Here is a 9,767-nt window from a genome sequence, read left to right on the forward strand (position 1 = left end):
GCAGGGGTTGAACGGTCGCTGCCGGTGTGGTGACGTGGAGGCTCCGAGGCCGCCGGGGGCCGTCCCGCGGCCCGCACCGCTCATCCCGGGAGGTCAGGACGATGGTGTCGACGTGGGCCGACTTCCAGGCGGCGCAGCGCTCCGCCCTGGCCGCCTTGGTGGCCGGCGACCCGCACGACTTCCAGCAGCTCTGGGACCGGGCCCCGGACGTCTCCCTGCTCGGCGCGTTCGGCGGGGTCGCGCGCGGCTGGGAGGAGGTGCGCGACCGCCTCGCCGCCGTGGCCGTGACGTACCGCAACGGCGTCTACCGGCGGCTCGACCAGCTCGACGAGCACGTCCACGGGGACACCGCCTGGACCGTGCACGTGGAGGAGATCCACTCCCGGTCCGCGACCGGGGAACCCGAGGTTCGCGAGCGTCGCGTCACCAAGGTCTACCGGCGTCGCGCGGCCGGCTGGCGGATCGTGCACATGCACGCCGACCCGCTGGTCACCACGTCCTTCCCCGACGAGGGCGCGACCGGCCCCTGACGGGCCGCGGCCGTCGCGCGGGGGTCTCAGTCCGGTGGCTTCAGTCCAGCGGCCGCACGAGCGTGCGGAACTCGCCACGCTCGACGTGCAGCTCCCAGAGCCGCTGGGCGAGAGCGTCGGGATCGTGGTCGGGCTCCCCGCCGCCGATGCCGAGCGGGATGATCAGCTGCGCGACGTGGATGCCCTCCGGCGCCAGGGCCTCGTGTAGCAGCCGGGCGTAGGCGCTCTCGGCGGCGAAAGCCACGGACGTGCCGGTCACGGCGTCGCGCGGCCGGACGGCGCTCCCGCCGTTGGGGAACAGGACGGTGCCGCGGCCCAGCTCGCGCATCCCGGGCAGGACGTGCCGGACGGCGGCGGCGGGGCCGAGCACGGACATCTCGAGCGGGCCGACGAGGTCGTCGGCGGTGGTCTCGAGCGTCGGCTTCATGAACTCGCGCGCGGGCACGGGGCTGTACTGCAGCACCTCGACGGGGCCGAGGTCGGCGGCCGCCCGGTCGAGCGCGGCGGTCAGCGCGGCGCGGTCCCGGGCGTCGGCGACGAACCCGGCGGCGGTGACCCCCTCGTCGCGCAGCCCGGCCGCGAGCCGGTCCAGCTTCGCGGCGTCCCGGGCGACGAGGGCGACCGAGAAGCCCTCGCGGCCGAAGCGCCGCGCGACCGACAGCCCGAGGCCGGGGCCGGCGCCGATGATGGCGAGCGTCGTCATGTCGTTCCTCCCACGCGGCGGTCGGCGTCCGTGCGACGCCGGCTCGGGTCCCAGTCAACGCCCGCGGCGGCGGTCGGGGGAGTCCCTGGCGTGGGGTGTACCGGCAGGGGACCCCACGGTGCCCACGTCGGGCGGAGGGGCCGCGGCGGCGGTTCGATGTCGGGAGCACGCCGATGTCGAGGACGCGCGGCCCGCTCCGTCCCCGGGGTGAGGGCGGCGGCCGGCGCCGCGACCGACGGAGGGACGCACGCGATGGAGCAGCAGGAGATCGACCGCGAGCTGGCGGACGCGGGGGAGCTCCTCGGCTCGCCGTCCGCCCTGCACCTGGCCTACACGGCGCAGGACGGCACCCCGCGGGTGGTCCCCGCGGGGTTCTGGTGGACCGGCCGGGAGCTGGTGGTCTCCACCGCCGAGACGGCGCCCAAGGTCGCCGCGCTGCGGGCCCGCCCGGACGTGGCCCTGTCCCTCGTCGACGGCGACTCGCCGTCGGGGGCGAAGTCGCTGTCGGTGCGTGGCCGCGCGGAGATCACGGTCGTCGACGGCCTCGTGCCGGAGTACCTCGCCGCCGCCGGCAAGGGCATGGCCGGGGCGGAGCTCGAGCAGTTCGAGCAGGCCTGCCGCGCGCTCTACGACCGCATGGCGCGCATCGCCGTCGTGCCGACCTGGGTCCGCTACTACGACTTCGGCACGGGCCGGATCCCGGCGTTCCTCCAGGAGCTCGCCGCGCGCGGGACGGCGGGGCGCGGCTGAGCCGGACGCGCTCTCGCCGAGCTCCCGCGTCAGGACCCGAGCAGCTTGGCCTTCTGGGCGGCGAACTCCTCGTCCGTGAGGACGCCGCTGTCACGGAGCCGGCCCAGCTTCTCCAGCTGTGCGATGACGTCGTCGCCGCCGGCCGCCGCCGGCGCCGGTGGCGGTGGCGGTGCGTACTGCTGAGGCGGCGGCGCGTACTGCTGCTGCGGCTCCGCGTACTGCTCCTGCGCGGCCCAGCGGCCGGCCTGACGTCGTGACACCCGGTTCGACACCGCGGTCGCGGTCCCCGCGACCACCGCGGTCCGGGCGACCCCTCGTAGCAGTCCCATCTCACTCCTCCTCGAGCTTGTCGAGCGCCGCGACGACGTCGTCGACCGGGATACGGCCGCTGGAGACGACCTCCGCGCCGGCCTCGCGCATGGCGGCGACGAAGGGTCCCGCCCACGTGTTCTCGTACACGATCATCCCGACGGCGCTGCCCGGTTCCACGAGGGAGGCGCCGCGCGCGAGGTCGTCGTCGTCGAGCAGGCCCGACGTCACCCCCTCGAACACCGCGAGGTCCAGCTGCCCGTCGTCGTCGAGGTCCGTGAGCGCCACGCCGACGACGCCGGTCTCCGTCACCTTCGCCACCCGCAGGTCGAGGATCCGGATGATCCCGCGCTCCACGAGGTCCAGGAGCGCGGGCAACCCCTTGCCCTGCAGCCTCGCGCCGGGGAACTCCAGGACGAGGTAGTCGATCGGTCCCACCTGCTGCTCGGTCATCGAGGTCCTCCTGCGACGGTGCCAGCCTGCCGGTCGCGTCCCGTGCCGCCGCGACGGACAGGCTGGCATGAGCCCGTGCGCGGCGGGTGCGGCAGCACCCAGCGTCTCTCTCCGGCCCGCGAGCGGCCACGCGACGGCCGGATATCACCCGGCCCGGCCCGGTGGTGAGTCCCGTCAGCGGCCGGCCCGGGCCGGTGCGAGCGACGCGAGCGCGGCCACCAGGGCGACCGCGGCGGCGAACCAGTACCCGGCGGCGAACGTGTCGAACCCCGGGTCGACCAGGGCAGCGGCGGCGACGCTGGACACGGCCGAGACGCCGGTCGCGGCCCCGAACTCGTGGAACGTGCTGAGCGCGCCGGACGCCACGCCGGCCTCGTGCGGCTCCGCGGCGGAGAACAGGCTCCCCGCGGCGGCGACGAACACGGCGCCGACGCCGAACCCGGCGACGGTGATGCCCACCACGAGCACCGTCATCGAGAAGATGCCGGCCGCCGCGGCCAGGCCGACGGCGGCGACGAGCAGCCCGACGACGGACACGGCGCGCACGCCGAGGCGGGGGAGGACGCGGCCCGCGACGGTCGACCCGAGGATGGTGCCCACCGCGACGGGCAGGAACGTCAGCCCCGTGTCCAGGGCGCTGAAGCCGTGGAGCTGCTGCAGCGTGAACGAGCCGAGGAAGAACACGGAGATCATCAGGGCCGTGGCGACGAAGATCAGCCCGAGCCCGCGCAGCACCGGCCGCCGGACGAGCATGGCCGGGTCCACCAGCGGCGCCGCGGACGCGCGCAGGTGGCGCGCGAGCAGCACGTACCCGACGACGCCGACGAGCAGGGCGACCAGGGTCGGCGGGCTCAGCCAGCCGGCGTCGCCGGCGGTGACGAGCCCGTACACGACGGCGGCGGTGGCGGCGGTGGCGAGGGCGGCGCCGAGCACGTCGAGCCGACCGCCCGACCCGGGCCACGGCCGCACCCACCGGAACAGGGCCAGGAGCAGCACCACCCCGACGGGCACGTTGACGTAGAACACCCACGGCCAGCCCGGGCCCGACGTCAGGACGCCGCCCACGAGCACGCCGACCGCGGCGCCCGCGCCGCCGAGCGCCGACCAGACGCCGATGGCGCGCGACAGCTCCGGCCCGCTGAACGTCCGCACGATGACGGACAGCGCGGCCGGCGACATGGCCGCCGCGCCGGCGCCCTGCAGGGCGCGCGCGGCGAGCAGCAGCTCCGGGGACCGCGCGAGCCCGGCGAGCAGCGACGCGAGGGTGAACAGCGCGAGGCCGGCGAGCACGACGCGGCGCGGCCCGAGGACGTCGGCGGCCTTGCCGCCGAGCAGCATGAGTCCGCCGAAGACGAGGGCGTACACGCTCGCCACCCAGGCCAGGCCGGAGCGGGAGAGGCCGAGGTCGGCCCCCATCTCCGGGAGCGCGATCGCCACGACGGTGACGTCGACGATGAGCATCAGCTGGGCGATGCCGAGCAGCGCGAGGATGCGCCAGCGCCGGGGGTCGGGCGCGGCGGCCTGGTCCTGCGCGGGCTGATCCCCCGGAGCCTGCGGGGTGGTCTCCGGGGCGGGCTTCTCTGGTGACGTCATGGCACGGTCCCTCGAGGTGTCGAGCACGGATAAGTCGAACATGCCTGTTCAAGTAAATTAACTCGAACACGCCTGTTCGACAAGAGGGTCGTGCGGGTGACTTCCGGGGCGGCGTCAGGCGGAGAGCGCGCCGAGGGTCGTGGCGCGGACGAGCGCGGGGGCCTCGTCCGCGGTGATCTCGCCGCGGTGCACCGCGGCGGAGGCGCCGTGGAGGATCGCCTGCAGCACGCTGACCTGCCAGTCGACGGGCATGTCGTCGCGGAGCTCGCCGGCGGCGCGGCCGCGCTCGAGCAGGCCGCGGACCCGCTGCGCGGGCCCCTCGTGCGCGCGGCTCATCTCCTCGGGCGGCAGGACCTGCGAGCCGGCGACCACCAGGGCCCCGAACCGGTGGGTCAGGTGCCAGGTCGCCTCGAGCAGACGGCCCAGCGCCTCGCGGGGGTCGCCGTCCAGGTCGACGGTCGCCAGCGCCTCGTCGGTCTGGGCGATCGCGCGGTCCACGACCTCGCGCACGAGCGTCGCCCGCGAGTCGAAGTGCCCGTAGAGGGTGACGCGGCCGACGCCCGCGGCCTTGGCGATCTCGTTGATGCTCGCGTCGGGGTCCGTCGCCAGCACGCGGGTGGCCGCGGCCAGGATCGCCTCGACGTTGCGGACGGCGTCGGCGCGCTTGGCGCGGTCCCGGCCGCCCCCGACCGTCGTCTCCGTCGTCTGCGCCGGTGTCGTGACCACGAGCTCCTCCAAGCCTGTACAGGGGTGTCCAGGTTAACGGTCCGGGCTCGCGAACCGGTGGCAGTCCACCTCGACGGTCCCACCCGGCACCGGCGCGCGGTGCACGAACCGGCCCTCGTCGACCCAGCCCTGCCGCGCGTAGAAGCGGCGCCCCGGCGCGTTCCCCGTCGCGACGGCGAGCCAGGCGCGCGGGTGCCCGGCGTCCCGGACGGCCTGCGCCGCGTGCCCCAGGAGCGCCCCGCCGACATCGGCGCCGCGGGCCGCGCGGTCGACGTAGAGCTGGTCCACCTCGTCCCCGGCGACCATGACGAAGCCCGCGACGGCCCCCTGGCGCACGGCGACGGTGGTGTCGGCCACGCGCTCGCGGGCGCGCTCCGGGAAGGACGTCGGGGTGCGGGCCGCCACGAGAGCGTCGGGCACCTGGCCCAGGTGGGCGTCCGCCCAGCCCTCGTGCCAGATCCGCGCGACGGCCTCCGTGTCGGCCGGGGTTGCCGGCCGGAGCTCCACCGGACCGGGCGTTCCCGCCGTGGGGTGCGACATCGTCGTCCGCCCTTCCTCTAACTTGAACAAGTGTGTACAGTTTATCGCGCTCGATCGTCAGCGTTTCACCTCACGCGGTTCGCACGCACGAGAGCGAGAAGACCATGACCCAGGACCAGGTGTCAGGCACGTCGACGGCCGGGACCGACCGGCGCTCGGTGTTCGGCAGGGTGTGGCCCGCGGCGCTGGGGGTGCTCGTCGCCGCCGCGACCGTGTTCGGGCTCGCCGACGCCCGCGACGTCGCCCCGGTGCTCGCCGCGTCCGGCCTCGTGTACCTGGCGGCCGCCGCGCTCGGCCGGCCCGGCGCCGCCTGGCTCGCGTTCGGCGTGACGTTCGTCCTCATCGGCGTCACCAAGGTCGTCGACCTCGACCCGACGCCGTGGATGATCGGCCTCGCCGTCGTGCTGGCCGTCGTCGGCCTCGCGGCCGGGCGCCGGCGCCCGCCGTGGTCGCTCCCGCTCCAGGCCGCGGCGATGCTCGTCCTCGGGGCCGCCGCGCTGGTCGCCGTCCGGCTGGACGCCACCGCGGGCGGGCTCGTCGTCGCCGTCGGGCTGCTCGGGCACGCCGCGTGGGACGCCTACCACCACCGCACCGGTCGCGTCGTGGCCCGGTCGTTGTCGGAGTTCTGCGGCGTGCTCGACGTGATCCTGGCCGTCGCGCTCGGGGTGCTCGTGCTGACGGCGTGACGGCAGGTCGGTCAGAGGCCGAGATCGACCTCGCGGCGGACGTCGCGGTCGGGTTCGAGGACGAAGAACCGCGAGACGACGGCGCGGTAGAGGCGCAGCTCGGCGGGCGCGACGACGCGGTCGACGGTCCAGGGGCCCAGTCCCTCGGCGCGGGAGCGGCGGTCGAAGATCGCGAGGCAGCGGTCGCGCTCGGCCTCCGGCACCTCGCTCGCCATCGCCTCGGCGTAGACGGCGCGCGGGCGGCCGTCGACGGGCACCGGGGTCTCGAAGACCACGATCCCCACGGCCGACCGGCCGGCGACGTTGGTCGAGTGCCGCGTGCCGAGCCGGGAGACCCAGACGAGCTCTCGCCCCTCGCGCGCGAACCAGACGGGGGTGGGCCACGGGTTCCCGTCGCCGTCCGCGGACGCGAGGACGAGGTAGCGGCCGTCGTCGAGGACGCGCCGCGCGAGCTCGGCGTCGTCGTCCGGCGCGGGGCCGGGGCTCGCGGGCGGTTCAGGGGCGGGCGTCATCACGGGCCTCCTCGCGGGTGGGACGTCGTCCCCCGTGTCTACACCCATGGTCCGACGCGCTCGACCTTGCGGTCACGAGTGATCGTCGGACACTATGAACATGTCATATGTCTGATCATTGGGGATCTCACATGCATGCTGGCAGGACGCTCAGAGGACTGGCCGCGGCAGCCGCGCCCGCCGCGATGGCGGCGACGACGGCGGGCGGCGCGGCGGCCGCCCCGCTCGGCGCGACGGCGGGCAGGGGCCCCGTCGTCTACGTCGCGCCGGACGGCGACGACGCCGCGGCGGGCACGAAGGACGCACCGCTGCGCACGATCGAGGCGGGTCGCGACGCGCTCGCCGGCCGCACCAGCGAGGCTCGGCCGGGCACGGTCGAGATCCGCGGCGGGGAGTACGTGCTCGACGACGCGGTCGATCTCGAGGGCGCCGCGCACTCGTGGGTCACGTACGAGGCGTACGAGGGCGAGGACGTCCGGGTGACGGGGGCGCACGAGCTGCCGGCGGACGGCTGGCAGCGGCTCTCCGACCTCACGGCCGACGAGCTGGCCGACCCGGTGCTGTCGTCGAACGCCCGCCTCGACACCCCGGAGCTGCGCGACGGCGTGTGGGTCTACGACCTGGGCGCGGCCGGCGTCGACCCGGGCACGCTGTACAAGAACGGGTTCAACTGGCTGCCGCAGCCGTTCGCCCCCGAGCTGGTGGTGGACGGCGAGACCCAGACACTCGCCGAGTACCCCAACGGCGACGGGTGCACCGGCGCCGACGACGCCTGCTACCTGTACGGCAACGGGGCCAAGTGGAAGGTCGACGGGCAGGGCGACCTCACGCAGCCGGACCTGGTGGACCGGTTCGGCGAGGAGAACGACTGGGCCGCCAGCGGCACCACGCCCCGGGCGCAGTTCGAGGACAAGAAGCAGCAGCTCGACGACCCGGCCCAGCGCGACACCTGGTCGCAGGACGAGATGCGGGCGATGACGCCGCCGCTGTACGAGGTGGGCGGGCGGCTGCTCGACGGCGACCGGTACCAGAGGTGGGCGCCCGAGGCCGTGCCGACGATCGAGGACCAGGGCACGCGCGGGTTCGGGGAGTACTCCGACGTCCCGGTCCAGGCGGACCCGGCGTGGATCGACGACATCGACAACACCCGCTACGAGACCGAGGGCTGGCTGTCGGGCTACCTCGGCAACAACTACGCGAACGACATGGTGCGGATGCTGGCGTGGAGCGGCACCACGATGTACGCGAAGTACCCGTCGATGTACTGGCCGCGCGACGACTACACGAAGGTCAAGGCCGTCAACGTGCTCTCGGAGCTGGACGCCGAGGGGGAGTACTACGTCGATCGCTACGACGACAACGACGTCCTGTACTTCAAGCCCGCGGGCGACGCCGTCGCGGGCAAGCAGATCACCCTGCGCGCCTTCGACGACAACCTGTTCCGCCTCGAGGGCACGACCGGCGTGACGATCCGGGGGCTGAGCCTGTCCGACTCGCTGGTCAGCGGCGTCCAGCTGCTCGACGCCGAGCGGACGCTGATCGACGACGTGGAGGTCTCCAACGTCAGCATGGACGCCGTCCGGATCGGTGAGACCACCGAGTCGATCACCGCGCTGCCGGACTACGAGACGATCCGCGGCGGCCACGACAACGTGGTGCGGAACTCGTACCTGCACGACCTCGGAGGGGGCGGGGTCCTGCTCGGCGGCGGGGACCGCAGCACCCTCGAGCGAGGGGACAACGTGGCCCGGAACAACGAGATCGCCCGCTTCTCCCAGCTCGCGACGTACACGCCGGCGGGGTACCTCTACGGCGTCGGGAACTCGTTCGAGAAGAACGACGTCCACGACGCGCCGCACATGGCCGTGCAGATCATGGGCAACGACATGAGGGTCAACGGCAACTACTTCGCCGACCTCGTGACGAACGCCGGCGACCAGGGCGTGGTGTACACCGGGCGTGACTACACGTACCTGGGCAACGAGATCGCGTACAACCTCTTCGAGCGGATCGGCGGCTCGAACGACGCGTTCTACATGGACGACGGCGTCTCCGGCATGCGGTTCCACCACAACGTCGTGAAGGACGCGCACTCGGGCGTGTTCTTCCAGTCCGGCCACAGCAACACGGCCACGGACAACGTGTTCGTCGACGTCGACCGCACCGGGCACGACCAGCTGTACCACCGCAACGGCGAGCGCGGGCTGCCGGTCGCGAACGGCTGGGTGGTGCAGAGCCGCTTCAACGCCTTCCTCGACGTGCGCGAGGCGGAGAAGTACAGCGCCACCCCCGCGGACGTCGCCCGGTGGCACGCCCACTACACGGACGGGAAGGCGCGGTACTCCGACGGCACGAAGATCCTGTTCCCCGAGATCGACGACTGGTACGTGCCCCGCGTCACCGCGACGGGCGTGGACTGCCGGGCGGCGGACTACGGCGTCGCCGAGGGCTGCGACCGCGCGACCGTCTGGGAGGACCCGGACTCGGTGTACGTCCCGGCGCGCAACGTCCTCGACCGGTCGGTGATCATCGGGGGCGGCGAGTACGAGTTCGGCCAGGGCTCGTTCGCCGACCCCGACGCCACCTACCGCCTGGACACCTGGAGCGACCGGATCAACACGAACCTCAGCGAGCCCGGTTCGGTCGAGGCCGCGGGCCGCGACCTGTCGACGCGGAAGTTCTCGCCGCGCGGCGAGGTGGCGCGGACGCTCGGCCGCGACTGGGTCGCGACCTGGAACCGGCTCGTCACGCTCGACGGCGTCGGGCGCCCGGGTCAGGACGTCAGGGAGGCGAGCACGTCGCGGTAGTGGGAGTTCTCCATGACGCCGAGCACGTTGCCGAACGGGTCGACGACGGCCGCGGTGACGAACCCGGGGCCGCGCTCGATCGGCTCCTGGTACGCGGCGGCGCCGAGCTCGAGCAGCCGCGCGACGGCGCCGCGGACGTCGTCGACCGCCCAGTAGGC

Annotated in this window: 12 protein-coding genes; 4 read left to right on the top strand and 8 right to left on the bottom strand. The window is 74.3% G+C overall.

Going from position 1 to position 9,767, the window contains the following annotated elements:
• The first annotated feature begins 101 nt into the window (after positions 1–101).
• On the top strand, positions 102–530 hold the full coding sequence (locus ACFWEK_RS01660; RefSeq protein WP_430552871.1) for a YybH family protein: 429 nt from the start codon (positions 102–104) through the stop codon (positions 528–530).
• A 40-nt stretch (positions 531–570) separates the two neighbouring features.
• On the opposite strand, the gene ACFWEK_RS01665 is transcribed toward ACFWEK_RS01660, so the two are convergent.
• Positions 571–1,233: an SDR family NAD(P)-dependent oxidoreductase gene (locus tag ACFWEK_RS01665; protein WP_430552872.1), complete on the bottom strand. Its 663-nt coding sequence runs from the start codon at positions 1,231–1,233 to the stop codon at positions 571–573.
• Between the two features lie 252 nt (positions 1,234–1,485).
• Here ACFWEK_RS01665 and ACFWEK_RS01670 point away from each other — a divergent pair, with 252 nt between their 5' ends.
• A complete protein-coding gene (locus ACFWEK_RS01670; protein WP_430552873.1) occupies positions 1,486–1,983 on the top strand; it encodes a pyridoxamine 5'-phosphate oxidase family protein in 498 nt (165 codons plus the stop codon).
• A gap of 29 nt (positions 1,984–2,012) precedes the next feature.
• Here ACFWEK_RS01670 and ACFWEK_RS01675 read toward each other — a convergent pair whose 3' ends face one another.
• The 5 genes from ACFWEK_RS01675 to ACFWEK_RS01695 form a co-directional block, all read right to left on the bottom strand.
• Positions 2,013–2,312: an SHOCT domain-containing protein gene (locus tag ACFWEK_RS01675; RefSeq protein WP_430552874.1), complete on the bottom strand. Its 300-nt coding sequence runs from the start codon at positions 2,310–2,312 to the stop codon at positions 2,013–2,015.
• A 1-nt stretch (position 2,313) separates the two neighbouring features.
• The gene (locus ACFWEK_RS01680) at positions 2,314–2,745 is read right to left on the bottom strand and encodes a DUF6325 family protein (RefSeq protein WP_430545736.1); all 432 of its coding nucleotides are present in this window, start codon (positions 2,743–2,745) and stop codon (positions 2,314–2,316) included.
• 174 nt (positions 2,746–2,919) lie between these two features.
• Entirely contained in the window at positions 2,920–4,338 is a 1,419-nt protein-coding gene (locus ACFWEK_RS01685; protein ID WP_430552875.1) for an MFS transporter, read from the bottom strand.
• Positions 4,339–4,452: 114 nt separating this feature from the next.
• Positions 4,453–5,064 (bottom strand): TetR/AcrR family transcriptional regulator, encoded by a 612-nt coding sequence (locus ACFWEK_RS01690; protein ID WP_430545734.1) that lies wholly within the window; start codon positions 5,062–5,064, stop codon positions 4,453–4,455.
• 33 nt (positions 5,065–5,097) lie between these two features.
• Positions 5,098–5,604: a GNAT family N-acetyltransferase gene (locus tag ACFWEK_RS01695; protein ID WP_430552876.1), complete on the bottom strand. Its 507-nt coding sequence runs from the start codon at positions 5,602–5,604 to the stop codon at positions 5,098–5,100.
• Positions 5,605–5,708: 104 nt separating this feature from the next.
• On the opposite strand from ACFWEK_RS01695, the gene ACFWEK_RS01700 reads away from it, so the two are divergent.
• Entirely contained in the window at positions 5,709–6,290 is a 582-nt protein-coding gene (locus tag ACFWEK_RS01700) for a hypothetical protein (protein WP_430545732.1), read from the top strand.
• Positions 6,291–6,301: 11 nt separating this feature from the next.
• Here ACFWEK_RS01700 and ACFWEK_RS01705 read toward each other — a convergent pair whose 3' ends face one another.
• Entirely contained in the window at positions 6,302–6,802 is a 501-nt protein-coding gene (locus tag ACFWEK_RS01705) for a pyridoxamine 5'-phosphate oxidase family protein (protein ID WP_430552877.1), read from the bottom strand.
• A gap of 131 nt (positions 6,803–6,933) precedes the next feature.
• On the opposite strand from ACFWEK_RS01705, the gene ACFWEK_RS01710 reads away from it, so the two are divergent.
• The gene (locus ACFWEK_RS01710; protein WP_430552878.1) at positions 6,934–9,609 is read left to right on the top strand and encodes a right-handed parallel beta-helix repeat-containing protein; all 2,676 of its coding nucleotides are present in this window, start codon (positions 6,934–6,936) and stop codon (positions 9,607–9,609) included.
• Here the strand turns inward: ACFWEK_RS01710 and ACFWEK_RS01715 are convergent.
• Positions 9,576–9,767, bottom strand: a 192-nt coding sequence (locus ACFWEK_RS01715) for a VOC family protein (RefSeq protein WP_430552879.1), incomplete at its 5' end; no start/stop codon positions are given. The two genes, ACFWEK_RS01710 and ACFWEK_RS01715, sit on opposite strands and share 34 nt — an antisense overlap.

The sequence above is a fragment of the Isoptericola sp. NPDC060257 genome (assembly GCF_042726645.1).
Classification (GTDB): Bacteria; Actinomycetota; Actinomycetes; order Actinomycetales; family Cellulomonadaceae; genus Isoptericola; species Isoptericola nanjingensis.

Bases quoted from the DNA above. Each gene is read 5' to 3' on its own strand.
- ACFWEK_RS01670 (WP_430552873.1), top strand. From the start codon at position 1,486: ATGGAGCAGCAGGAGATCGACCGCGAGCTGGCGGACGCGGGGGAGCTC.
- ACFWEK_RS01675 (WP_430552874.1), bottom strand. From the start codon at position 2,312: ATGGGACTGCTACGAGGGGTCGCCCGGACCGCGGTGGTCGCGGGGACC.
- ACFWEK_RS01680 (WP_430545736.1), bottom strand. From the start codon at position 2,745: ATGACCGAGCAGCAGGTGGGACCGATCGACTACCTCGTCCTGGAGTTC.
- ACFWEK_RS01705 (WP_430552877.1), bottom strand. From the start codon at position 6,802: ATGACGCCCGCCCCTGAACCGCCCGCGAGCCCCGGCCCCGCGCCGGAC.
- ACFWEK_RS01665 (WP_430552872.1), bottom strand. From the start codon at position 1,233: ATGACGACGCTCGCCATCATCGGCGCCGGCCCCGGCCTCGGGCTGTCG.
- ACFWEK_RS01685 (WP_430552875.1), bottom strand. From the start codon at position 4,338: ATGACGTCACCAGAGAAGCCCGCCCCGGAGACCACCCCGCAGGCTCCG.
- ACFWEK_RS01695 (WP_430552876.1), bottom strand. From the start codon at position 5,604: ATGTCGCACCCCACGGCGGGAACGCCCGGTCCGGTGGAGCTCCGGCCG.
- ACFWEK_RS01710 (WP_430552878.1), top strand. From the start codon at position 6,934: ATGCATGCTGGCAGGACGCTCAGAGGACTGGCCGCGGCAGCCGCGCCC.
- ACFWEK_RS01700 (WP_430545732.1), top strand. From the start codon at position 5,709: ATGACCCAGGACCAGGTGTCAGGCACGTCGACGGCCGGGACCGACCGG.
- ACFWEK_RS01660 (WP_430552871.1), top strand. From the start codon at position 102: ATGGTGTCGACGTGGGCCGACTTCCAGGCGGCGCAGCGCTCCGCCCTG.